The sequence below is a fragment of the Chryseobacterium mucoviscidosis genome, assembly GCF_002177115.1.
Lineage (GTDB): Bacteria > Bacteroidota > Bacteroidia > Flavobacteriales > Weeksellaceae > Chryseobacterium > Chryseobacterium mucoviscidosis.
The window spans coordinates 25,876-52,754 of the sequence record NZ_MVAG01000113.1 but is presented as its reverse complement, the minus strand read 5'-3'; the positions used below and the strand labels follow the sequence as shown (position 1 = coordinate 52,754).

The following is a 26,879-nucleotide window of genomic DNA, read 5'->3' as shown; positions in this document are numbered from 1 at the left end:
AATTTTACAATCTAATCATAATTAAAACCATACTTACTATGAAAAAAACATTTAAAGCTGCTTTTGCGACAGTAGCTCTCTGTTCTGTTTTTGCCTTCATCGGATGCGGACAGGAAGACATTAAATCAGACCTATCTGAAAACAACAGTGACCTTAATATGAGAAGTGCACTGGCTTCTAAAGCCGTAGTTCCGTTAGCAAATTGTACTGCACCGGGATGGGCTTCACAAAACGGAGGAACTACAGGAGGCGGAACTGCCGCTGAAACTACCGTTACCACTTACGCACAGCTAAAATCTGCTATTGAAAATACTTCTGTAAAAGTGATTAAAGTAACCGGAACGATTACCGTTTCAGCACGCCTTTCACTACAGGATCAGACAGGGAAAACAATTTACGGAACAAGCGGCGCGAAGCTGGTTTCTACAGATCAGACGAAAGACGGTTCCGGAATTCTTAATGTTAAAAGATGTAATAATATCGTCATCCGAAATCTGATTTTTGAAGGTCCCGGAGCATACGATACAGACGGTTGGGACAATGCTATTCTGGACGACTGCCGAAATGTATGGATCGATCATTGCGAATTCAGAGACGGAGTAGACGGAAATTTTGATATTAAAAATAAATCTGATTTTGTAACGGTATCCTACACGAAATTTCATTATCTGAAACCTCCGAAAGCAGGAGGATCGGGAGGAACAGACGATCACAGATTCTCCAACCTGATCGGTTCCAGCGATGGTGCAACAGCAGATGCAGGAAAACTGAATGTAACTTTTGTTCGTTGCTGGTGGGCTCCGGGATGCAGAGAGCGTATGCCGAGAGTTCGTTACGGAAAAATCCATATCCTGAACAGCTATTTTAACAGCTCTGTAAGCAACAAATGTATTGCAGCAGGAGTTCAGGCTAATATCCGTGTGGACGGAAATGTTTTTGAAAATGTAAACGAGCCGATTAACTTAATGAGCGGTTATACAGGAGTAACGGTTACTTCTAACAATACTTTCACCAACGTTACCGGTAATAAGCAGGGAGGCGGTTCAACAGCTTTCACGCCACCTTACACTATTTCTACGCTTTCTCTTTCATCCGTAAAATCTGATGTTACGGCAAATGCAGGAGCAACGTTATCCGGAAATATCTGTAATACTTTTTAATACTATTCATATAAATGAGCGGCTGTCCCGATCGGGACAGCCGCTTTTTTCTGCAGAACATGGAATAAAAACTGATCTAACTTTCCATGATCCACACCTAACTATAAATCAGAAATACTGTTTTTTTCAAGCCACTTCGGATATTCTTTCCCAAGCAGTTTTTCGGCATAATCTCCGTACCAGCTATAGCCGTTTCTTCTTTCTTCGGAAACTTCGTAATAATTGTATTTTACGCTTCCGTCGCGGTCGCCGAAAAGAGGTTTATTGTTGTTGATATCATAAAATCTTGCCCAGATCACAGAATTTTTATCTTCGGCTAAAGTTCGTACCGCCTTTCCGTTTACTTTTGCCACTTCATAGCTGTAGCCTTCAATTTTATTTTGCCTGAACCATTTTATGGCAGATTTTACAGATTTTTCGATTTCCGGAGTTACAGGCTGCATCATTAAAAACCTTACGATTCCCACAGATTCTGCGGTAGCTAAAGAAACAGGTTCAAAAGCTCTCGCTTTATCCGGCTGTAACGTTTCTTCGTTGTACTGATCGCCCCAGATGGCAGGAATATTTTTTTGCAGTACCTGCGTTTTTAAAATACATTCTATTCCTTTCTGAACTGCGATTTTTGATTTTTCTTTCAGCTTTGCATCCACTACATCGAAGCCATTTTTTCCTTCGGTAACATTATATAAAACTGTAAGTGCATTAATCATTGCATTGTCGTTATACGTAATCTGCTTTCTGTACAGTCCTTTGTTGGGATAATACTGTGGAAAACCTCCATTGTTTTTATACTGCATCAGTAAAAGATAGCTGATTCCTTTTTCTGCCGATTTTAAATATTCGGGATTTTTAGTGACAGAATATGCTTTGATGAGTGCATTAATCTCTCTTGAAGTTGCATTGTTATCGATCGTGGCATGATCGTCTCCTGTTGCTTTTATCTTTCGTAAAAGTTCTTTGCTGAGAGGAAGATTGTAGTTCACGACAGATTTATCTTCGAGCTGTTTTCCCCAACCTCCGATCGGAAGCTGATAGATCATTATTTTTTCAGCTAAGGTGTCTTTTGTCTGAGCGGAAAAATTGACGGCAGCTAAACCTAAAGTCAGTAAATAGAGTTTTGTTTTCATCCTTATAATGTTTATTTAATGGTTACCTGTAAAGGATTTGCGATGATCTGCGCCTGTTTTTTCAACATATCTTCCCAGTCCTTCAGAGTATGAATCTGTCCGCTTTTCTGCCATGCAAATCCTGCGTAGTAGGTAAGTTTTCTCTGAGGTTTTGTGATGACCAGTAAATTGCTCTGATCCGGAGTTTCAGATTTAAAAGCTATTGATTTTTCTGTAATTTCAGGATTTACTACAATCCCCTCTCCTACAAAAGCATCATCAATCTTTTCCCAATGAAGATAATAACCTTCTTTGTCATTAAGCTTTGCTTCTCCTTCGTTTTTGTGAAGGGTAATTCCGATGGTATAATTCGGAACCTTTTTTTCCGCTTCAAAAGTGGATTCGAATTTTGAAAAGTTTGAACCTAAATCTAAAGAAATTATTTTGGTTTCTTTCACGCCAAAATCGCTCCAGGGATTGTATGTAAGCTCAAAAACTGTTCTTAAAGGTCCTTCAGTAATGGTTTTAGAGGTAACAAAATTCTGCGAAACCTGTAGTTTTCCGTCTTTCCAGATTCCGATTCCTCCTGTTCCTCGGCTGTCTCCGACGTGATAGGGATCGTAGCCTTCTCCTCTGGAATCTCTGTGGTAATACATCGGATCGGTTAAATAGCCTTTATACCATTTATTGATAACCGGCTGTTCTGTTCTTTTCAGCCAGATATCCACTCCGCTGGAAAGGGTACTTCCTTTTACTCCGGCTAAAGCTTCTTTCTGCCCTTTCGGACCGTACATTCTGAATGCAATTTTTTCATTTTCCCATGCATAATCGTCTACTCTTTCCGGAACCAGTCTGGAATAAGTGGTTACTTTACTTTCAGGAACCGGAGATTTTCCATCGGCTGTAATGGTATATTTTTCAGAGGATTTTCCGGCAATGTGCGCCATGAAAAGCAACTCATCATTGTTTCCGTCTCCATCGTTGTCGATCCACTGAATGGTTATTAATTGTCCTTTGCTGTTTTTTATCCTTATCTCTTCTTCTTTATTTTTATTTAAAAAAGATCTTAGCTGTGAAACGGGAACTGCAACCACTTCATTTCTTTCAAAATTCAGATTATTTTTCACCTGAACAGAAGTCTGGGCATTGCACAAAGATGAACTAATGCAACCGATTGCATAAACGAATCCAAGAATAGAATTTTTAACTTTAAACATATATTGTACTGTTGAGTTAATTTTCCAAAAGTAAAAATAATTTTTGTTCAGGAAGAGAAAATTTTAATGATTTAACAAAAAATTGTGACTTTTAGTTTCATATTCTGACTGGTTTGTGAAAGTAGTTGATTTTTTAATTTCCAATTTTAAAGTTAAATAAAAAAGCGTCCGCATTTCTGCAGACGCTCCAAACTCAATCTTCTTCATCATACATCGACCACTACTTTAACTTCTCCACATACTATTTTATTGTGCTTTACCCTTTTTTTTTTCTAAAATTCCGCAGACTGACAGTTTATTATTCTATCCAATTAATTGATCAAAATCTCAGATCATTCGTTTTATAAGGCTTAATTAAATATACCGATCTGCTTCGCCTGCGGAAAAAACCTGAACAAATTCTTAAAAACCACAATCACATGAATTTGTTGGTTGCCTAATTTAATTTTATCGGTATATCCGAAATATTTTTATCATGTCTATTTATATAGATGCAGAAAAGAGGAAAAGCGTTGGAAAAGTTTTTGTAAAAAGTATTAAATTTTGTAAAATAAATTATAAACAATTGATTTTAAGATCAATAAAATTTCAAAAATTATTACAAGAAAGTAAGCTCTGAGTGATATTCAGAAGATAATTTAATAATTGACAGAATTTAGGTAAGCAGATTTTTAGAAATCTATTCAAAATTATTCAGAAAATCAAACAGATCATCTTCCGGTTTCAGCCCGAGTTTTTTTCTCAGTCTGGATCGGCTTACATTGATACTGGAAGGCAATACCTGAAAAATATCTGCCATTTCTTTAGAATTCAGCCCAATTTTAAGGTATGCGCATAAACGCAGATCGTATATGGAAAGATTGGGAAATTTCTTCCTCATTGCCTTGAAAAACTCCTGATGAAGTTCATCCATCTGGATTTCGAATGTATGATCGTCTGTTTCCAGATAGGTTTTCAGGGTTCTGCGGATTTCACCGAGTCTTATTTTAGAAATATTCGGGTTATTTTCTATTTCAAGTATTTTTTCATTAATGGTAGAAAGAAGGCGGTTTTTATCTTCATCTTCTTTGGCTTTGGTGGCAAGTTCTATGGTTTTGTTTTTGATCTCTTCTTTGAGGTTATTTTTCTCATTTTCAAGCTGTCGCTGTTTTTCAAAAAACATTTCCTGTCTGTGCTTTTCTGCCTGTTCGCGAAGTGCATTCTGCTCTTTTTTCAGAAGTTCCAGTTTTTGTTTTTTCAGTTTATTTTCCTGATATTTTTTAAGGAAGTAAAAAAAGCCCGCTATCATAAGAAGATAAGCTGCATAACTATACAGGCTTCTGTACCAAGGCGGATTGATTCTAAAGGTAAATGTTTTTACGTCAGATATCTGGTTTCCGATTTTAGCTTTTACCAAAAAGCTGTATGTTCCTTCTTTGAGACCAAGAAACTCTATTTTATTTTCAGAATTCCAGACAGACCAGTCTTTTGAAAATCCATCCAGAAAGTACTGATATTCTACTCCTTCTTCGTTGGGAAGCGAAAATACAAAACGGAGATTATTGAACCGGTAAGGAAGCTTTTGATTTTCTTCCAGATCAAAATTTCCCATATTGTTAAACATCTGTGCCTTCGTGAAAATAAGCCGGGAACTGAACCTGTTCTTATCTTGAAAATTCAGTTTTTCCAACGCAAAACCGTTGTATATAGGGAAAAAGTTATATTCCGCAGATAATTTTTGGGGAATATAAAATCCGGAAAGCTTACCGTTAATAAGCGGGAGCTGTAATTTTTCAGAAGCAGGAGAAAATGTATTGTTTGAATAACTGAAATCATACTGTTCTGAAGAAGTAACAATTTTTATCTTCCCATTATTATTGTAAATATGCGGCAGATTTCCTTTAAAATTACTATCGGGAAAAATCTGACGATTAACCGCGTTAAAACTGGCATCAACGGTTGTCCGCAAGATCCCGTAATTAGGAATATTGATCCAGATTGTATGATCATTTTCCACTTCAATCTGACTTACCGCTCCTACAATTAAATTCAGCTTTTTTATGAATTTGAGTGTATTGTTTTCTTTTTTGTAAACGAAAATTCCAGAATAGTTTCCTGTTAAAACATAATCTTTCCTGAAAGGGGTAATTGCAGAAACGCCATATTCATTATTAACTTTTTTTAAACTGTTTTTCTCCAGAATAAAAAGTCCTTTATCGTGACCGCAATACAGATTTCCGTCAATATTTTTAAGCGTCCAAACCTGTCCTTCCGATCCTTCTACCATTCGTAAAAAATTGCCGGATCCCGAATTTCCCATTTCATTCCAGTCTGTAAAATACAATCCTTGATTAGAACCTAAAAAGAAAGTATCGTCTTTAAAAGCTGCTGTGTAACCCGTCCCGAAATCATCATCCTGACTGTAAAAATAGGTAATATGATTTTGAATATCTACAGAAGAGATTCCATAATCCAGACCGAGCCACAGTTTACCGCTTTTTTGGTAATTCATGCACAAAACGGTATTATTAGGCAAGCCTTTGCTTTTGTTAATGTGCTGAATGATTTTTCCGTTCAGATCCGTAATGTATATTCCGTCCAGTATAGTTCCGAAAGCGTAATACTGTGTCCCCAAAGTAATGAAACTGAAAACTTTGTTTTTGATAAGCACTGAAGAAACTTCAAGCTGAATAGGGATAAGTCTGCCGTTATTCCATTCAAAAATTCCTTTATCTTTAGTAATGATGCGTAGAGAATTTCCGTTAAAAAAAACACCGCTTACATCCAAAGAGCTCTTATCGGGATAAGAAAACAGGAGTTTCAACTGTATTCCGTCGTACTCAAAGAGTCCTTTTTTTTCATCGGCAAGAAACAATCTTCCGTTGACGAAGAAACTATTGGAAAATCTGGATTTTGCAGAAAATTTGGTGAGTTTTTTTTCCGAACGTATATAAATGTTTTGATGAGATACAAAAACCATCTGATTTTTAATCTGATATGTTCCCCAAAACTCCTCATTAACGCCACCTATTTTCTTTTTGAAAGGATACAGCGAAGTAAAAGTGAATTTTCTGAATTTATTTCTTTTCCAGATCCCAAAATCCATATCCGCTCCAGCGTAAATGGTAGAATCATTGGCAACATATAAAGATCTTGTATAGCCACGGTAACTTTTAAAATGTCCCCATGTTTTACCATCAAACTCCAGAAGCCCGTCTTCGGAAGCCATGTAGATCATGCCGTTTTTTGCCGATTTAATATCCCAGATTTTACCGTGATTTCCATAGCTTTCGGGCAGATAATTCTGCACAAAGGGCATTCCTTTTTCTAAAATGCTCTGTGCATTAGAAAAAAAACTCAGGAACAGTAAAAAGTAAACAAAAAAGTATTTCAGCATTCTACTCAAATATAGATAAAATTTAAGAAAAAAACGTCCGTTTTTTTCAACGGACGTCTAATTATTTATTGTTAATTTTAATTATTTCACAATAACTTTTGAAGACTGAACTTCCCCTTTATCTGTCGTGGTTTTCAAAATATACATTCCTTTAGCAAATCCTTGTGTGGATATGGTATTTGAGTTCTCACTCTTTACTTTTTGTCCCGATAAAGTATACACTTCGATGGTTTTCACTTTACTTTCTGCCGTAATTGTTTCACCTACATTCGCAGGATTAGGATAAACTCTCAAGCTTTTGGAAACGGTAGCTTCGTTGGTTCCCAATACTGTAGCTTTATGAAAATAGAGATTATCAAAATAAACCGTTCCGATATTGGAAGTAATCACAAACTGGGCGATATCATTTCTTGCAGCATTATTCGTCCAGCTACTTAGCGGAACATCAATTGAAAGCCATTGCCCTTTTACCAAAGCAGGTGTAGTTCCTGTATTAAGCGGAAGCTCCAGTGCAGAAACCTCTCCCGAAGTTCCTCCCCATTGTGAAAGTTTAAGATTGAATACTTTCCCTACCAGATCCACACTATTGTCGATCCAGATATCCATATGGAAATGGGTGAAATTAGTTGCATTGATATGATGTCCGGCTCCGCTGAAATCCACTCCTAGGAAATTGGTGAAAATAATTTTTTTAGTATCATTTCCTGCTACCTGAATATCAGAAATACTAGAATCGTCCCAAACCGCAGACCATGCATCAATCGGAATATTGGCATAAGCATTACTGAACATGGAAATAACATCCGTCGCTGCTCTCGCAGGAGGAGTTGGCGCAGCAACATTAGGTCCTGAAACTACATAATTTACCGTGTATGTTTTGGTTACCAATCCGTTTTGTGAGGTTACCAAAACAGTTGCCGTACCCGGAATTGCCGATGACTGAGTAATGACTTTTGTTGCGCTTGCATTGGTGGTTGTAGCCGCAGTAATTTGCGGAACAGCCGTTGTACCTTGCGGATATTCCAAAGTATAGGAAAGAATCGCAGAACTGAACCCTGAAACAGTGGTTCCGTTTACTTTTAAATCGCTTAAAGTAGCATCTGCAGTAGGATTCACGGGATTTTTCCAGAAATAGATATTATCCAGGTAAATTGTCGAAGGATTTGCTCCGGACTGTCCGTCAAATTTTATCTGAAAAACAGAATTCCAGGTCATTCCCGTAAACGCAGATTTTGGAAGATCTACACTGCTCCATCCCGCATTCGTGAGAGGAACATTCACCAAAAATTCACTGGATCCTGTTCCGTTATTGATGGGTGAAACTTTAAGAACAGCACCTGCAGTATTTGTCCAGACGTCAATGTGAAGATATTCCATCGCAGCAGCATTCTGAGTGGTAAGATCTGTTCCCTGATAATTGAAATTAGAATATACCAAAATATTATTTCCAGATCCAGAAACCGCCTGAAAAGAAGTATTCACACTTCCGGACTGTCCCCAGTTCGGATTATAGTTCGTAGCAACATTCGTATAAGCATCACTGAATATAGAAATTACATCTGCCGCTGCCTGAGTAGGAGTCGGTGCGTTAGTTGTTGGCTGAGAAAAGCCAAAACTAAATGCCAAAAGCATTAAAAAAAGAGATAAATTTTTCATCTTTATAAAGTTTAAAAATTAGTATTATGGCTGACCGTTAATTTTCAGAAATAATGTTATTAAAAATCACGAATCGTTTTTTGTTTTATTTTTTTATGATTTTATATGTATTGGTTCCTTTCTGATTTTCAATTTTGATTAAATAAGTACCCGATAAAAAAGAACTAAAATCTAAATCCAAAGTCGTCCCCACATTTTTTCCAAAAAGTTTCTTCCCTGAAAAATCATAAAGTGTAACCGTATTTTTGTTCTCAGGTAATTTCAGACTCAGAACATTTTCAACAGGATTGGGATAAAACAGTTCTTTGGCTTTAAAGGAATCTGCAACTCCTAGAGACATACACGCATCGCCAACTACGTAAGAATAATATTTAGTCACCGACATTCCTCCTGCGTAGGCAAATTTCACTGCATAATTAATTGTAGAACCCGCGGTTTGTCCTGTAATGGTACCCGAAAATTTCTTTCCGGAAACATTGGTCATTGGTGTTTCTGTAAAAGGGGTTTGTTTCCATAAATAAGCTACAACACCTGTTTTATCGGTATCTAAAAGTTCAAACGTAATTTTCACATCGGCTCCAGTGGTTTGAAAGTCGTATTTGTATCCCGTAGAAAAAGCACCTTGTGAAGCCAGTGTAGATGCGCCGTTGCAAGCCGTGTTGATATTGGAAAGTGTGGTTGCATTCAGTATGATGGGATTATTGGCTGCGGTATTTCCTGCTCCATCGCTTGCGGAAATATTAAAGTTATAATTGGTAGATGGACTTAACCCTGAAATAATTACAGATTTTTGAACTCCAGAAGTTCCGTAAACCGTTTGCGTCGCACCACCCGAAATCTGATAAGTAATCGCTCCAAAATTATCCGTCGCATTCAGTAATAATTCTACGGAATCGCTGGTTACTGCTCCTACTGTTGCGGTAAAATTGGTGGGTGCAACCGTATCCGGAGTGGTATTCTGATAGACTCTCACATAATCAATAATCATCGAGGCATTGGTAAATGTGGAAGGAATGTTTCCTGCAACACCGCCCATTGCAATATTGAGTAACAAATACTGTTCTTTATCAAAAGGCCAAGTCGATGCATTTTTAACGGCAGGATTGTAAGTGTAATACGCCACTCCGTCTAGCAAAAATGTAATTTGATTCGGCGACCAGTTCATCGAATAAATGTGGTAATTATCGGTAATGTCTGATGAAGCCAACATTCCGCCGTGGTTGACAGAATTTCCTGACGATGACGGCGTATGCAACGTACTCTTAATAAAATTTACTGGAGCAGAAGGGAAAATTCCGTATTCCATCATATCAATTTCTCCACAAGCCGGCCAATTGGTATTTCCATAAGTAGAAGCGAAATAGCCACCCGGTTCGTTGATATTTCTTCCTAAAAGCCAGATTGCAGGCCAATTTCCTTGGTTTTTAGGAACTTTTGCCCGTACATCAACTCTGCCATATTTAAAAGCAAATTTTGAATTTAATCTTGCCGAAGTATAATTTTTGGTATACCCCTGATCGGTAAAGGTTTCTTTTTTAGCAACAATATTCAGTTCACCATTGTTCGCGAAAGAATTGGTGATGAGATTGGTGTAATGTTGTTGCTCATTATTGTACCAACCACCTGTTGTAGGCAATTGAGTTTGATGAAACCATTTGGTATTGTCAACAGCGCCGTTGGTGGAAAATTCGTCGGACCAGACCAAATCATTGTACACGACATCGACCTGCGCCAAATAAAGTGTGCTTAAAAAGAATAGAACGATATGGTGTAATTTTTTGATCATAACTTTTTTAAATTTTAGATTTTAGATTTTAAATTATAGATGAAATAAGTCTATATTTTTTAATCTCAAATTTCTCGCAGCCCGACTTGAGTGGAACTTTTTTCTTTTCCGTTGCCTTCGACTTCGCTCAGGCAACGGAAAAGAAAAAAGTGGGATCTCATTGATAAGCTCAGGATAAACTTCTGACAGATGAAACAGCACAAAAAACTTCCTTCTTCCTTCTTCCTTCTCCTCAATACTTCAACTTCTCGTGTTTGTCCCAAATCCCCCAATGTGCGCCGACTTCGCCTTCGGGACCAACTTTCCAACTTTCATCGAAAGAGGAAAAGTAGAAACAGTCGATTTCCTCGTCCATACACCACAATTGGGTGTTGATGAAATAATCCAGCGCATTTTTTTCTGATGGAAAAGCGCCTTTTAGTTCTTCGCCTTTGCTTGGCCAACCGGTTTCGGAAATGATAACAGGTTTTCCGTTGGCTGCCTGTTTTGCCTGATAATACATCTGCTTCATATAATTGAGCGAGTTTTCAGCAGGACAGCTTTCCCAAAACGGATAACAGTTTGCCAAAATAACGTCGCAAGCCTCGGTAATTCTTGGTTTTATGGTGAATTCGTAATAGGCATCTACGTAACCTACCGGAATTTCGGGGATTTCTTTTTTTACTCGGTTGATAAAATCCAGCAACTCGTCTTCGGATAAATCTTTTCGGTACATTACCTCATTTCCGACTGCTGCAATGTCTACAAAACCTTCTTTGGCAAGTTTTATCAATCCTTCCACTTCTCTTTCGTTGATTTCGGGATCGTCGCCCAACCAAGCTCCGACCAAGGTTTTCATTCCGAATTCTTTGGCAATTTTCGGGATGTGTTCGTTGCCTTCGGTGCAGGAAAACGAGCGAACCCACAAAGTGTGCGGTTTCAGGATTTCCATTCTTCGGCGAACCTGCTCCTCGGAAATGATGTCGCCGGGTTTTTGTCCGTCCTCATACAAACTAAAACAAAAGCCGTGAATGCCGTTGTACAGAATTTCTCTGAACAAATCTCTTTTTTCGGTTTCGGTTTTTCCTTTGATGTAATTATCCTGATTTTGCTTGGGTAAGGATAAATACTGCTCTGCTCTGTACGACATATTCTAAAGATTATTGTGATGATGAATGATAAATGATGATTTAGTCTGATATTTCTTGTCTGTTTTCAAAATTTGAAATTTTCATTGGTATCCCACAATCCCCACGAAGTTCCTGCCCAACCTTCGTAATGGATTTTCCACGATTCATCGAAAGAAGAGAAATAAAACAAGTTGATTTGTTCTTTTGATGCCCATTTTTGCGCTTCGATGAAGTATCTCATCAAGTTTTCGGTGGATGGTTTTGCGTTTTGTACTTCTTCGCCTTTACTTGGCCAACCGGTTTCTGCGATGATGATTTCTTTTCCGCCTGCGATTTTTTTGGTTTGATGATACATTTCCTGCAAATACATTCCGGCATGGTCTATGGATGCGCCTTCCCAGAAAGGATAACAATTAATTAAAATTTTATCACTTGCAGAAACCAATTTCGGGTGATTGATGATTTCGTAATACACATCAATATAAGTTACAGGAGTATTCAGCGTTTGATTTTTAACTTGTTGAATATATCCTAGTAAAGTTTCTTCGTTTTGGTCGCCACGGAAAAGGACTTCGTTTCCAACAGCGGCAATATCTACATTTCCTTCTTTAATTAACTGAATTAAAACCTGAATTTCCTGCTGATTTTCTACCTCATCCTTGCCAATCCACGCTCCCATTAACACTTTGAAGCCCATTTTTTTGGCGATTTTTGGAATATTCTCGTGTCCGTGGGTAGAAGAAAATACCCTGATCCATTGCGTATGAGGTTTTAATATTTCGAGGCGTTTTCTGATTTGCTCTTCGGTGATAAAGTCTCCCGGAAATTGTTTTTCGGTAAAAACGCTGAAACAAATTCCGGTCATTCCTGCTTTGAAAACCGTTGAAAATTCGGTTTTTATGCCTTCAACATTGGTATAATCAAATGTTGGGAAATAATATTGTGGGAATTTTTGTTGCAATTGCGCTCTTGAAAGTCCTGCCAAATTCATTCCTTCTAAAACATTGTTCGCGCCGTATCCGGAAGGTTTGGGGGCTTTTCTTTTTTCTAATAAATCTCTTACTTCTCTGGCTTTGGCTTCATCTACATCATAATCTTTCATTGCCCAAATGGCGGCTAAAGTTCCTAAAATCGGAATGCCGACAAAGAAAATTCGTAACCAAAACATCGTTTCATCGGTTTGTGTAGCGGCATTGGATTGAAAAGCGACCAAAGAAAGAATCATCCCACTTAATAATCCCGCAACAGCGGTTCCGAATTTTACCATCCACCAATAAATAGCGCCTAAACTTCCTTCTCTTCTTTTTCCTGTGTTGAGTTCATCAATATCGATTACATCAGAAGTCATGGACATCATTAAGGTAAACAAACTCCCGATTCCGAAGGAGAAAAACGGCAACGCAAACAGAAACAGATACGGTTTGCCCGGAACGAAAAGTAAATACAGTAAAATATAACCCACGATTGAAATGCCCTGAGAAACCAAAAATGCTTTCTTCTTGCCCATTACTTTCGACATTCTTGCCACGATAGGAATGACTGCAACGGTTGTAATAATTGCACCTACACTTCCGAATAAAGTGGGCCATAATCCAAATCCCTCTTCATTTCCTTTGAACAAATAATATTTGATGATGAAGTAGGAAAATCCGGCTGTAGTCTGAAATGCATTAAATATTAAAAAAGTAGCAATACATATTTTTCTGAACGGTTTAATTTCTACCGAAGCTTTCAATCCTTCTTTTATTTCGCCGAAACTTCCGAGGATTCCTTTCAAATCAATCGGACTGTAATTTTCGTGAAGTGTCGATTTACTTGGAATAAAAAATGCCGGAATTGCCGCTAAAATGGCACAACCAATAGCAACATAAACCGCCAAAGTTCTCACCGCAACATCACTGGATGGAAATAAGGACTGATCTGCCATGATTACCCAAAACCAAGGTGCAACCACCCAAGCTAACTGACCAATCAACTGAGAAGTCGCCATAATATTGGTACGCTCATGGAAATCGTCGCTCATTTCGTAACCCATCGCCACGTAAGGAATACTGAAGATGGTTAATCCTGAATAAAAAATAAGTGAAACCACCAAAAAGTACCAAAAATTGTACGTAACACCATTTTCAGCATACAACTGCCACATCAAAGCAAACGAAATCCCTAAAATAATGGCTCCTGCTAAAACATACTGTCTTCTTCTTCCCCATTTGGATTTGGTATTATCGCTTACATATCCCATAATCAAATCAAACAAAGCGTCATAAAACTTAGGAATAAAGTAGGTTAAGCCTAACAAAAATCCGCTAAAGCCGAGTTTCTCTACCAATACAACGGTGAAAATCCCGATCATTGCAGGAAACATCTGGTTCGCCAACATTCCCAACCCAAAAGCGACCTTCTGACCGATTGGAACTTTATTCGCTGATTTTTTGATTTGATCTGCCATTTTTCTTGTGTGTTTTTTTAATTAAAAAGTTAAATGAACCGTTTGCAATGCTTTTGCACTGATGCGAACCGGAATTTTTTGATTTTCTAAGGATATTTCGATATTTTTTGCCTGTTCCGATGGATTGAAGATCACCACCGCAACCGAACCGTCGGGATTTTTAGCAGCTGTAATTTTTAAATCAGAATCAGGATTTTCAAAACCAATTCTTACGGCTTCGGGACGAATAAATTTGCTGAAATGCGCCATCGTGTAGTATAAAGGCGTTACATACACTTCGTCTTTTTCGGGATCTACCAAAATCGGTGCGCCACACCAGTTTTTAAACCAGTTCGGACCGCCGTTTTTATCCAAAACCATATTCCAATCGATCCAACCATCAACCTGATTGTTCAAGCAACCGATGATGTCTCCTGCGTAACGGAAAACCGGAACGTATTTTGGATGCAGATATTTTTCTTCTTCTTTCGCCCAGTCAAATCCCCAATCTGTCGCTTCTGCGCTCCAATACCACGAATCATCTTTCCATTTCGGAATATCGCCGTCTATACAGGCTTCAGTTTGAATTAAGTGCTTTGACGGATTTTTCTGATGTGCGTATTGCAGCTCGTCTTCAAAAATTTTATAGGTGCTGTCGTACCAATGAATGGCTGTTCCTGCAAAATATTTGGAAGATTTTTCGGAGCGGTACATTTCGTCTACCCAGTTTTTAAGTTCAGAACGGTTTTGGTCGTAGCCGAAAATTTTCACGTTTCCGTAGCCGTCTTTTTCTAATTTCGGACCTAAGAAATTTTCCACGAAATCGGTCATTTCTTTTGGGGTAAACAACATACTTTCCCAGTTTCCGCCGTTTCCGTGGGGTTCGTTCACTACGGTAATTCCCCAAATCGGAATGCCTAATTTTTTATATTCTGTCAAATATTTTGAAAAATAGAGTGCAAACGTTTCGTTGTATTGCGGCAATAATTTTCCGTTGATCCACGCATTGTTATCTTTCATCCAAGGTGGTGAAGTCCACGGTGAAGCCAGTATTTTAAACCCGTTTTTTGAAATTTTCTGCGCTTCTTTAATCATCGGAACCAAATCATCCATATCTTCCTTCACCGAAAAATGTTTCAGTTCTTTATCGTCTGCAACTGGAGCGTAGGTGTAATTTTTCAAAGAAAAATCGCAGGAAGCAATCGTGGTGCGGGTTAAAGAATAATTCGCTCCATCTTCCCCAAAATACAATTGCAACACTTTTTCCCGATTTTTTGGGCTTAATTTGTTGAGTAAATACGCCGAACTTTCGGTAAAAGCGCCACCAAATCCTGTAATTTTTTGGAATCTCTGTGCAGGATTGAGTTTAATTTTAATGGAATTTTCAACAGGTTTTACCGCATCAATTTTAGTTAATTGATTTCCGCTTGCAGAGGTTTCGTAGATGTCTGTTTTCCACGATTTTTGAGATTGACAACTCATCATCAAACTGGTTATTAAGACGATATGTAAGATTTTTGTTTTCATATTTTTGGATTTGTTTTCCAAATGTTTTTTATCTCGCTGATTATACAGATTTTGCAGATTAAAAAAGTTTAAATAAATCTGCCCAATTAGCTAAATCTGCGAGAGCATTACCTTTTTGAATCATCTGAACATCATCATTTCGTTTCCAACAATTGTTTCTTAAATTCCCGATGTGGAGGCATTTCCACAGAATCTAACAATCGTTTCAGATTTCCGTTAAAGGTTTTCTGAATGGTGTTTCCGTCCCGTTTTAGTTTTTTAAAAGCGCCTTCATCCACCAAATTCCAAACCGCATATTTTGCATTTCCGTCTACCGTAAACAATCCAAAATGATTTTCAGAGCCACCTGCATTTCCGGCATCTTTCCAAGGTTCGTCAAACGCTTCAAAATAGAAACAGGAAATTCCCGCATCGTTTGTCCAATCCCGCATTTTGTGATAGAAAATTCCGGCTTTGTATTCGTCAACTGCTTTAGAATCATTGCTTCCGTACAATTCATTAGAAAATGTTGCCCAACCGGTTTCTCCAATGTGAATCGGTTTTTCTACGCCCAAACTTTGCATATATTTTTTCACCGAATTGTACTGCGACTTTGCATAATTTACGGAGCGATTCATCGCCAAATCCAATTGTTTTTCTTTTGAAAACTGAAATTCATCTTCCGAAATTCCCCAAAAAATCGGGTTATAATGCGTGTCGTGCATCGGATACGTGTGCATCGAAATATAATCCACCGCTTTGATCAACTCATTGAGGTCTTTGGTGTGATATTCTTTATCACCACCTCCCCAACTTGCAAAATTGTCGGAACTCGTGATCCACAAATCTTTTGGCAATTCGCCTTTTTTCTTGAGATTTTGAAGGTGATTCACCCATTTCAAAATCACGGAAGGTTGCACGTAATACGCCGTTGCCCATTTTACCATTGCCTCGTTTCCTACTGCAATGACTTTAATGATTTCCGGATATTCGTTTGCCAATTCTACGGCGTGTGCAATTTCAGAGGCGTTTCTTTCGCTTTCTTCGTGGTGATTGGGTTCAAAACCTGTCCACGCATTTTTACAGTCGATCCACGCTCCGAGCATCACGTACATTTCAAATTCGGGATTTTCCTGACGCAATTCTTTGATGGCTTTCAGCACATTGACTGCTTCCGGAAGGTGTACATTATACGTTCTGATGATTTTCACACCCATCGCCGAAAGAATTTTCATATCTTCTTTCAACTGCGAAACGGTAGGCTGCACTCTTCTGGAATTGGTTCGGTAACCGCCGTAAGACATTGCCAAATAGTTAGGATTTCCTAAAATTTCGGATGCACTTTTATGTTTGATTGTGTTTTGCATACTGTTACATGACATTAAATAGGTCAAAATAAGAATTGGTATTACACGGAATAATTTCATTAATCATTGAAATTTTTTCATTGTTGCCCGATAAAAAGAATTTTCACCTCAACCATTTAAATGTTTATGAGATAGATTAACAGGTCGCTCCTACGGAGCTTTGCACTCACGCTTCCATTTTCTATTAACAGTACGATCCTAAAGGAGCTGTATTAAGTCCCATCGGGACTTACTGTTAATAGGAAATTTTTATTCTTCGGTAAAAAGCTCCGTAGGAGCGACCTGTTAATTACATTTTTTTATCAGACAATAATTATTTTTTTCGTTATTTCAACTGTTCTTTTCTAATTCTTACTTTAATCAAAGAGATTTTTCCGTTTCTTTTGAAGATGTTTGCGGAGTCTTCTTGATTAATGGTTAAACTGTTCTCTATTTTTGCTTCGCATTGTTCATTAAAAATTTCTACGCTTTCGGTTTCCGAAATTTCATAGATTACCGGAACTTCACATTTGGTGAAAAACAACGAATTTTCTGGCAATTTTAGTGATGAAGTATTGGATTTTACATCAAAATATTCGATTGTTTTTTCTTCCGTTAAGAACTCTTCTTTTCGTAATAAATCGGGCTTAAACTGCAATTGTCCGTCTTTTACCACGATTCCCAATTCTCCGAAACGGCTCAGCAAGTCTTCTTTTACCTGTCCCGTCATTCCCGGTTGCTGTGCGCCTTTTCCAAATGGCGTGTGCGAATAGGCATCGGTTGGAAATGCGCCATACAATTCTGGAGATTTGTGAACGCCGATTCCTTCGTTGATTTCGTAGAAATGTTCCAATAATCTTCCCACTGTTTCTGGCGAAGCATTTTCGTTGATGGCTTTTTGGCAAACTTCCATTACGGCTAACAATAATTTGGAAACCATATGCCAATAAATAGAGCCTAAACCTTCGTACCCGTAGAATGTGCCGCTTCTTCCGGTAAATTCTTTATGATTGAAAACTTCTTCAAAAATTCCTAAAATCAAGGCTTTTTCCTGATTTTCAACCTTTAAATCATCTAAAGCTGATTCTAGATCTCCTGCATTTTTGAAATTTCCATTGAAATGATAATTTCCTAACACATCTTTTTCGATGATCTGCGTATTTTTTTCGGAAACTAATTGTTGAAGCAATGTTGATTGCTGAACAAAATTTTCCGGAATGGTGTTTCTTTCTAAAAAGCCTTTTAGTTGCTTGTTAGGATACAATAAATAGCTGTATTGATCCTCTCGGAACAACGCTGAATTTTTCAATGCGTCCAAAACTTTTAAGCCTTCTTCGGAAGTCAGAAATTGAGAACTCAACACCGCAACCTGTCCTTCCAACATTTCGCTGAGATAGGAAACCGCAACGGATTTTTCGTTGGAAGTCATCAAATTATACGCGTGATACAAACCGTCTTTTCTTTCGTTAGCTTTAATGGAATGTTCCAAAAACTGCAACGAAAGGTTTGTAAATCGTTGTAAACCTTCCAAAGAAACGGTTCGTTTTTTACCCCAAAATCCTTTCTGATACACGTGATTTCGGTATTCCGAAGCGGCTTCGCCAAATAGATCGAGGATTTTTTTGCGGTCTTCGTTGCTAATATTTCCTTCCAACAAATGAAGATTTTCCTGAAAACCTTCTCGTATTTTTTTGTAAAAATCGACCAGTTCACTGGAGATTTGTACATTTTCCAACGCCGAATTTTCAAAAACAGCCTGGAAAAATTTCATCATTCTTCGCAGATAATACAGCGTGACCATCGAAACGCCGTTTCCTACCAAAGCGTTGTTGGCATCGTTCCATTCCGGACGTTGCGTGTTCATCCAGATCCCGCCTTCCAAAATGAAATTGGATAATTTAGCCAAAACGGTTGCCAATATTTTTTCAGTGAAATTTACCTTCAACACTTCTCCGTTTTCATCGGTAAGCAAAGCACCGTCTGCTCCCATTTCGGCTCTTCTTTGGTGGATTTTTTCATCCAAATCGAAATCAAAATCAATGGTATCTTTAGGATTTTCCAAGATTTCGGTGTAGGATTTTATTTTATACGGAACATTAGCATACACGAAATATTCTTTGTCTAAAAGTGTTTCTAAAGAATTTGGGAAATAATTTTCGGTAAATTCTAAAAACTTCAACAGATAAATAATCTGATGATCGCCCCAATATCCAATGTAGCTCCACGGATCGTCGGCTTCAATCGTTTCCCAATCGAAACCGTCTTTGGTTACCCGATACGGATTGTACCCGTCAAAAGTTGTTGCATTGAGGAATTTGAAAATCATTCCTTCGATAAAATACGGATAGGAATGCGCCAAAGCTTCCCAATTCTGGAAAATATCTCTCCAGTTTCCTTCGTAATCGAGGATTTTAGAACCGTCGGTTTCACTTCTGGTATTGATGGAAAATTTGTTCCAGGGACGGGAAGGATCGCCGTGACGGCGGGAAAATTTGAGCGGTAAATATTCTTTAGCCAATCTTATGAAATCAGCATCTTCTGTATTTTTTAACGATTCATTTAATTCAAAAAGACTAAATTTTTCTGGAAGATTATTTAAAATTTCTTTAGAATGATTGAATATATTTTGATTCGCTTTTTCTAAATATTTGGAAAAATCCCACTTTTCGATGGTGTAATTGTCATCAAAAATTCCGCCACGCATAATGTTAAACAACGTGTTGGAAAAATGACGGCTGTCTCGCAGATCGTCGTTGGTAAACTGCAATCCATCGGCAGACGCGACTAGTTTTTTGAGATTTTCAGTGCCCAAATCAATATCGTTCTGGATTTTTTCAGCAAGATTTTTTTCGTTTTTAATGCGTTCTATCCAACCGATTACATTGGATTGAGATTGATTAACATTGGCGATAAACCACCATTCTTTCTCATCATTTGTGTTTAATTCTAATTCCTGCTGAATAAAATAGGCTCCTTTTTCGCCTTTAATATCGTTTTCCTGTGTAATTTTTTCGCCTTTTCTGAAATTTTTCAACTGAAATGAAGACAGCAAATACGTTGGATTTTCTGTCCCAGTGGAAAAAACGGTGTTTGCTTTCAAGGCTTCACTTGGTTCGGCTTTATCCACAATAATGGCACTTAATGCGAAAATTCCGAGTCCGGATGTTGCGTCGAGTTCGGTGCGTTTGTATGCATCGCCCAAATTGCTGACACGGTTTTGCAAATCGCTTCCGATTCCGTACGGTAAAATATTTTGCAATCCGTCTAAAACGGTTATATATTGATTTCCAGCCGCTAAATTTTTGATTTTTGATTTTTTGATGAACCCAAATTCGCTGCTGTTGTTCCATTCATAAGAAAAAGCGAGTGCTAAATCGTGGTTGATTTCTTCAAAAATAATCTTGTTTCCAAATTCGTTTTTATAGACATTTCTCGAAGTGTGAAATTGCGCTTCATTGCGAACGGAAAAAGGTTCCCAGACAATAATTTCCTCTTTTTTATGAATCTGAACCATCGTTTTGCTTCCGGTAATTTCTGCCGATTCGGTGATTTTATCATCGGTGTAGTACGGAAAAAGGGCAAATTCCGAGTTTTTTCTCCCCGCGGAAAGTCCGCCATTGCTGGAAACGAACATCCAATGATTGGAATCGCTTACGATGGTCATAAAAAACGGACGCAACGATTCTGCATCGGAGATTTTAAAAAAAACTTCGTGGTTGATTTTTACAGTTTCTAAAGAGGATTCGATATGGGAAATCGTGGATTGCATTAATGTAATTTTGATGAATTATTTTTAAAATTGGTTTGTAAAGCCCTTCCGAAGGAAAAATTTCCTTCGTTGAAATGTTTTGAGAGTCTTGTTTTTGGGAAACCTTACAGGTTTTGAAAGCCTGTAAGGTTTGAGTGGTTTAAAATTTTATTTTGCTTTGTAAACTCTTACATAATCGATGTACATACTTTGAGGGAAAGAGGTTCCGTCCGTTGGAAATCCTACAAAGTTTCCTCCGACTGCCACGTTAAGAATCAGGAAAAAAGGATGATTATACACCCACTCTCCTGAAACATCCGAAGATTTTACGCGATGATAAAGGTATCCGTCTACAAAAAAGTCTATCTGGTTTTCCTGCCATTCTACTCCAAAGACATGGAAGTCCTGATCGAATCTGGCATTTTGTAATCCATAGGCTTTTGTTTTTGCATTTCCTCCTGAATATCCGGGACCATGAAGGGTTCCGTATACGACATTCGGGATATGTCCTTTCAGTTCCATAATATCTATTTCGCCACACTGAGGCCATGAAACGGTATTGATATTATCGCCCAGCATCCAGAAAGCAGGCCAGATTCCGGGACCATAAGGTGTTTTGATTCTTGCTTCTATTTTTCCGTAAGCATGAGAAAAAAGTCCCTGTGTTTTTACTCTTGCCGAAGTGAAAGCGTTTCCGTTTTTTCTTGCGGTGATTACTAAATTTCCATTTCCGTCTAAAGAAACATTATTGGTGGAATTGGTATACGACTGCAATTCCTGATTTCCCCATCCGTTATCTCCGGTTCCTAAATCGAATGTCCATTTTTTATTATCCGGAAGGCTTCCTGCGGTACCGTTGAATTCGTCACTCCAGACCATCTCAAAGTTTCTGTCGGGAAGCGTTTGTACCGATTCCTGATCGCATGAACTCATCGAAAACAAAAATGCAGGAACAGCCAGAAGTTTTAAAATTTTATTTTTAGGTAAATATTTCATAATTGTTCTTTTAAAATTTTAGTTATGGAAATAAATATTATCAAAGAAAATATCTCCGTTTCCGTCTACTTTGAATTGAATGATGTTGCTGAGTACAACCGGTGAGAAGGAAGACAGCGGAATGTCTACACTTTTCCAGCCATTGGTATTGATCCCTATTCCCGAAGGTACAGATAAAGTATACGGCGTTTCTACAGGACCGGGACTGATTAAATAGAATTTTAAACTTGTAGAATTAGCAGTATAATAATCTATATGAATGAATCCGTAGGATGAAGCGTTAAGCGGACTTGCAAACTGGGTTCCCTGATAGTTTAGTCCTGCATATTTCAGGGTATTGTTTCCTGCTATCGGAGTTTGGGAAACCTGTGTAGACTGTCCCCAGTTCGGATTAAAATCTGTACCCGCAACGTTTGTATAAGCATCACTGAAAACCGAAAGAACGCTTGCCGCAGCATGAGTTGGTACAGGTGCAGCCGCAGTCGGCGTTGCAGGAATTATGCTTCCGTCGTTGTAGAAGTAAATATTATCTGCATAAAAATTAGAAATATTGGCTCCTTCAAAAATTATCTGACCGATATGCGCTTTCGTTGTTAACCCTGTAATTGCTGTAATGGGAATATTCAGACTGATCCAGCTCTGACTTTGTAATGAAGCAGTATTTACGGTGTACTGCCCTGTTTTATCATCAGTTCCTCCATATACTCCATCTGCTCCGAAGTCTGCTACTTTTATGGTAAAAGATGATCCTGCAGCTACAGCATTCGGTAAGTACATATCCATATGTAAATGTGACATGGAGGATGCGTTTACAGTAGGTGAAGTCATCTGGATTCCCACAAAATTAAAGTTGGTATAGTTAAGCACATGGTCATTATTTACCGTAAAATCTGCTGATTGTGTCGTTTGATAAGGAGCCCAGTATCCGTTGTAATAATCCACCGGAACATTGGTGTATTTATCACTGAAAATAGAGATAACATTATTTGCAGTTTGTGTCGGTACGGGTGCATGAACAAAATTTCCTGAGGAATTAATGGTAAGACTTCCTGTTGCCGTATTGCTTCCTAAGGTTGCGGTAATAACAGAAGAACCGGATCCTACTGTACTTACATTTCCAAGCTGGTCTACCGAAGCTACCGCTGCATTGGAAGTTTTAAAGTTGAAATAATACGGGGTAAGGTTCACCGCCTGTGTTGCTCCGTTTGGCATACTGTAAGCGGCGGTAAGTCCGTCGATTTTATTATTTACGCCTACAAAAGAGGTAATCGTTTTGTTGTTTCCGTTCAGGATGGAAGCTGACTGATAGGAAATGGTTCCGAGCTTTTCGAATTTCACCTCATCAACCCAGAATGTATATCCTTTGTTGTTTTCGGGACCTTCGGAATAGAAAAACATTCCTTTTTCCATTTTTAATTTTGAAGGATCAGGAATCGGGATGATTACTTTTTTCCAGTTGGTATTTACCGGAAGCGCAGAAAGGGAAACCTGATATTTATTTTCACCAAGATCGTTTCCAAAACCGATGATATCTATATTCGCTGCCTGAGTCGCTTTGATCCAGAATGTTAATGCATTGTAATCTGAAAGATCTCTTCCTACAGAGGTGTAAAAAGATCCTCCTGCGTAAGCTCCTTCGGGACTTCCGTAATCCGGAACGGCAAATTTCATGGAAGTGGTTCCAGAATATTTTACCTGTGTGTCTACATCAAATGCTTTTACATCGGATCCTCCGAAGGCGGAATAATTTAACCCTGAACTGAAGGCATCCATAAAAACTTCCGGATTTTTAGGATATTCTGCCGTTTCAAGCTCGCTGATGTCTCTCTGACAGCCAAAAGCCATTAAAAGTGAAGCACTTAATAATACTTTAGTGAATTTATGTCTGAATATATTTTTCATTTTTGTACAAGTTATTTACCGATATTGATTTGAATATAAGTTCTGATCTCCCATTCGTTTCCGTTCGGGAATCCGATTGCGGTAGGATCAGGAACCCAGTTTCCGGCACCGTTGATGGTATAAGTAGGTGCATATCTCGGAGAATACTGATCTAAAGTTCTGTAGGTCCCGCGAACTCCGATTCTTGTTCCCGGAAGGATCCACCACTCCGGTTTTCCTATTTCAAGGGAGAGATCTCCCATGAGCTGCATCGGGAAGGTAAGGTTATAATCTCTGTGGTAATCGTAAGGTCCCCAATCGTTCAGTTTGAATGCGGTCACAAATTTTAATTTTTTGTAAATGGTTCTCAGCTCCAATCCGAATCTTTCGATTTTTCTGGTATCGCTTCCGTTTGCCTGTGCCGTTCCGCCATAAATGTTGGCTATCACTCCGAAATCGGAGCTTACTTTAGAAACAATTCTTGCATTGGCTTCCCAAAGATTGGCTGCCGGTGCAGCTCCCGGAAATGCAAAAGTGGTTCTTCCGTCCGGTAAAATTCCTATTGCAGCATCCTGTGTTGTCGGCAAATGTCTGTACACAAATCCTGTACTGAATGCAAATGGTGCATCTTCTGTTTTATCGCTGTCCCACGCGTACATCCATGTAGCCGGAGTAGGATCATACGTGAAAAGAATTTCTCCTGCGGTCTGCTCGCGGTTTGCTCTTACCACAAAAGGATCCTGCAGTATATTTCTTGGTCTTCCCGGTGCAGGTGCGTCCATTGGAACCGGTCCTTCGATCGGCTTTTGCCAAAGGAAATTAGGCGCAATCTGGAAATTCCCGATGTTGTAGGTAAATCCTGAAAGGACATTATACTGGTTTCCGCTTCCGCTGTCTTTTAGTCTCCATCCTGTAAAGGTCTGTGTGTAATCTGCTCCTCCATTGGCAACCAGACCCATCATGGCTCCCTGTGCGTACCAGTTGAATTTTCCACCTGCGTAGGTGAATTTGGCCTTTCCACCCCAATTGTCTTTGCCGCTGATCTGATCCTGATAAATGTTTCCGTCTCTGTATAACTGGAATGTTCTTCCGTTAAGCGGCTGTCCGCCCCAGATTCCTCCCAGATCAATTCCGAAGTTTCCGAATTTTCTCTGAACTGCTAATGTTACTCTTCTGGTTTTAGGCTGCGGAATGGCAAATGAACTTTGTGTATCTCCTCTCTGATCCAGATCTTCATGATAGATTCCTGTAAGATCGAATTTCCCTGCTTTTCTTGAGTATTTTACCAACAATGCAGGGTTGGCTCCCCACCAAAGTTCCGGTCCGAAAGCGACTTTCAGCCCATTGATTTCTTTTTTTCCTGTGAATTCAAAACCGAAAGGGGCTTCTCCGTTGTAGATGTCCATATTAGGACCGTAATTGGCTTCAGGATAAAGTCCGAAAAGATCGCCTTCGTATCCCCAATGGTAATGCCCTGTTCTGTAGAACCCGTGAAGATCAAAGTATTTCTGATTCCATGTATAACTTGCGTTGTAGACCTGAATTCTGTTGAGATCTCTCATTGTGGTTGTGGTTCCGTCTGCATTCATTACCTGAATTGCTCTTCCTCTGTTTTCATAAAATATCTGGTCGATAGGATTTTCTGCCACATTTCCCAGAATATTAAAGTTAACATTGGCTCTCATATTGGCAGTGGGATTTCCTTCTATTCCCACGTAATAGGATTGCATATGATCAAAGCCCTGTCTATTCGGATAGGATGTATAAGCATCTGTTTTTTCTTTTGGTGTGGTGATAAGACTTCCTCCGGTGTTGAAGGTTGAAAAATCTGCTCTCAGATTGCTGATTCTGATCATATCACTGCTTTCTCCTTTCAGAGCGGCTTTATCGCCTCTTGCTCTAAGATTTGCATCGGTAATATTGATGTCATTAAAATAGTTTTTAACCACGCCGGAAGATTTCATCTGAGTGCTCTCGTAAGGATTGTACTGATGAACCTGCTTCAGGGTGTAATATGCGCTTCTCGGATATAACTGATAGTGTCCTGTAGCATCTGTTTTTCCTTTGGCGCAGATTCCGAACCATTCTTCGTTCATGTTATTTTCGCCTTTCTGGAAATCTCTGATGTATCCTCCGTTGCTCCACGATGCATTGGTATTGTGTACCTCCAGATCTTCGGTCTGTTTGTATTTCCACCAACCGTCGCTAAACTGGAATGTGAATCCTCCCAGTGCATTTCCCGCTTTTCCTAATCCGGCTGCATTTTCATAGATTTCCTGCCAGTTTCCGAGCAGATAATAAGACTGTGCATCCTGATCTTCTTTTTGAGAAAGTTCGTTAAAGGAGTCTGCTCCAAATTCGGTGAAAAGAACCGGCTTTCCGTATTCTGTTTTTACTTTCAGGAAGAGATCGCCAAAAGAAACACCTCGGTATACATTGGTTCCGAAAATATCTACATCTTTACATTCCTGGGCAATGATGTCTAAAAACAGGGTGTCTCCGTTACATAAAGCAACCGGATGGTTCTGATCTAAAGATTTTATTTCTAAAGCTGCCTGATTGAAGAGCTGATACATCGGGATTGCTTTTTGGGTAGATTTTCTGTCCTTCATAGGAATATCTTCCGTTTCTGCGCCTTCCCAGAATAAGCCGTAATTATTTTCGTTCCCTAAAAGGTACAGCAAAAGTCCCGGTGTATTTTTATACTGTTCTGCCAGTTCTCTGGTTTCTTTCAGTAAAAGTTCCTTGGTTGCAGGATTTGCGTAATCTGTGTTTGCCACCCATGAGCCATTTACGGTAAGGCCATATCTTCCGAAAGAATGGTTAAGCATGGTGTAAATTCCATAATTTTCGTAGATATACGTAATCCACTTTGCAGGAATTCCGGTGTAGATTCTTACGGCATTTACGCCCATATTTTTCAGAAGTCCCATTTCATCGTCCAAAGCTTTTTTAATGAAATCATCAGACTGCTTCCAAAGGGAATAGTTGTAATTGGTTCCGACAGGATAGTAATCCCAGTTCATTCCGTTTACAATGAAAGGCTTTCCGTTCACTTCTAATTTTTGTCCGTCTGTGTTATTCACCACCTCAACTTTCTGGGATTGGGCATGGGAAAGATGAGTGCCAATACAGACCAAGAAAAATAATATTCTTTTCATTATGTTATATAATTTCTATTCAGTTTTATAATTCGGACAAGACCTCTTATTTAATGATGAATCGTCTTTGCCTAATTTAAAAATGTTAACAATTAGTTCATAAATAATATGTATATACATTTGATATACATAAATAAACTATTGAATGTCAAATACTTAAACAACAATCAAGAAGCAATAAAATCATTTTCAGATCAAAAAATCAGTTGAATTCTATGAAATTGAATTAAGAATTATTTAACATTTTACAGCTCCTAATACGACATTTTTTAACATTCAGATAAAAATATTGAAATGAGAAATCTGCTTTAAAATTTCACATTTTTGAGAATTTTCAAACAATTTACTTTCAAAATATTTTGTAAAAATTCAATCTTCAGGGTTAAAATTTTCTGAGAATTTC

General features: G+C 38.4%; 14 protein-coding genes. 1 reads left to right on the top strand and 13 read right to left on the bottom strand.

Annotation, left to right across the window (positions count from 1 at the left end; all coding sequences use genetic code 11):
- Positions 1 to 38 precede the first annotated feature (38 nt).
- Positions 39 to 1,160, top strand: coding sequence for a pectate lyase family protein (locus B0E34_RS09030; RefSeq protein WP_087708853.1), 1,122 nt, complete (start codon positions 39 to 41; stop codon positions 1,158 to 1,160).
- A gap of 101 nt (positions 1,161 to 1,261) precedes the next feature.
- On the opposite strand, the gene pelA is transcribed toward B0E34_RS09030, so the two are convergent.
- The 13 genes from pelA to B0E34_RS08965 all read right to left on the bottom strand — a co-directional run bounded on the left by pelA (position 1,262) and on the right by B0E34_RS08965 (position 26,476).
- Positions 1,262 to 2,287, bottom strand: coding sequence for a pectate lyase (gene pelA / locus B0E34_RS09025; RefSeq protein WP_087708852.1), 1,026 nt, complete (start codon positions 2,285 to 2,287; stop codon positions 1,262 to 1,264).
- A gap of 11 nt (positions 2,288 to 2,298) precedes the next feature.
- The gene (locus B0E34_RS09020; RefSeq protein ID WP_087708849.1) at positions 2,299 to 3,483 is read right to left on the bottom strand and encodes a BT3233 family polysaccharide utilization protein; all 1,185 of its coding nucleotides are present in this window, start codon (positions 3,481 to 3,483) and stop codon (positions 2,299 to 2,301) included.
- Positions 3,484 to 4,162: 679 nt separating this feature from the next.
- Complete coding sequence (locus B0E34_RS09015) at positions 4,163 to 6,859, bottom strand: helix-turn-helix and ligand-binding sensor domain-containing protein (protein WP_076392915.1); 2,697 nt, start codon at positions 6,857 to 6,859, stop codon at positions 4,163 to 4,165.
- A gap of 81 nt (positions 6,860 to 6,940) precedes the next feature.
- The gene (locus B0E34_RS09010) at positions 6,941 to 8,515 is read right to left on the bottom strand and encodes a T9SS type A sorting domain-containing protein (RefSeq protein WP_087708847.1); all 1,575 of its coding nucleotides are present in this window, start codon (positions 8,513 to 8,515) and stop codon (positions 6,941 to 6,943) included.
- 85 nt (positions 8,516 to 8,600) lie between these two features.
- Entirely contained in the window at positions 8,601 to 10,301 is a 1,701-nt protein-coding gene (locus B0E34_RS21295) for a family 16 glycosylhydrolase (protein WP_165762967.1), read from the bottom strand.
- A 232-nt stretch (positions 10,302 to 10,533) separates the two neighbouring features.
- Complete coding sequence (locus tag B0E34_RS09000) at positions 10,534 to 11,430, bottom strand: glycoside hydrolase family 17 protein (RefSeq protein WP_087708845.1); 897 nt, start codon at positions 11,428 to 11,430, stop codon at positions 10,534 to 10,536.
- A 65-nt stretch (positions 11,431 to 11,495) separates the two neighbouring features.
- Entirely contained in the window at positions 11,496 to 13,859 is a 2,364-nt protein-coding gene (locus B0E34_RS08995; protein ID WP_087708844.1) for an MFS transporter, read from the bottom strand.
- 21 nt (positions 13,860 to 13,880) lie between these two features.
- Positions 13,881 to 15,365, bottom strand: a complete 1,485-nt coding sequence (locus B0E34_RS08990; RefSeq protein ID WP_087708842.1) for a glycoside hydrolase family 30 protein — start codon at positions 15,363 to 15,365, stop codon at positions 13,881 to 13,883.
- Between the two features lie 134 nt (positions 15,366 to 15,499).
- Positions 15,500 to 16,711 (bottom strand): glycosyl hydrolase family 17 protein, encoded by a 1,212-nt coding sequence (locus B0E34_RS08985; protein ID WP_228423042.1) that lies wholly within the window; start codon positions 16,709 to 16,711, stop codon positions 15,500 to 15,502.
- 325 nt (positions 16,712 to 17,036) lie between these two features.
- Complete coding sequence (locus tag B0E34_RS08980; protein ID WP_087708838.1) at positions 17,037 to 20,459, bottom strand: 1,3-beta-D-glucan phosphorylase, GH149 family; 3,423 nt, start codon at positions 20,457 to 20,459, stop codon at positions 17,037 to 17,039.
- Between the two features lie 147 nt (positions 20,460 to 20,606).
- Positions 20,607 to 21,434 (bottom strand): glycoside hydrolase family 16 protein, encoded by an 828-nt coding sequence (locus tag B0E34_RS08975; RefSeq protein ID WP_087708836.1) that lies wholly within the window; start codon positions 21,432 to 21,434, stop codon positions 20,607 to 20,609.
- Positions 21,435 to 21,452: 18 nt separating this feature from the next.
- A complete protein-coding gene (locus tag B0E34_RS08970; RefSeq protein WP_087708834.1) occupies positions 21,453 to 23,336 on the bottom strand; it encodes a carbohydrate binding domain-containing protein in 1,884 nt (627 codons plus the stop codon).
- 11 nt (positions 23,337 to 23,347) lie between these two features.
- Positions 23,348 to 26,476, bottom strand: a complete 3,129-nt coding sequence (locus B0E34_RS08965) for a glycoside hydrolase family 2 TIM barrel-domain containing protein (RefSeq protein WP_087708831.1) — start codon at positions 26,474 to 26,476, stop codon at positions 23,348 to 23,350.
- Between the last annotated feature and the right edge of the window lie 403 nt (positions 26,477 to 26,879).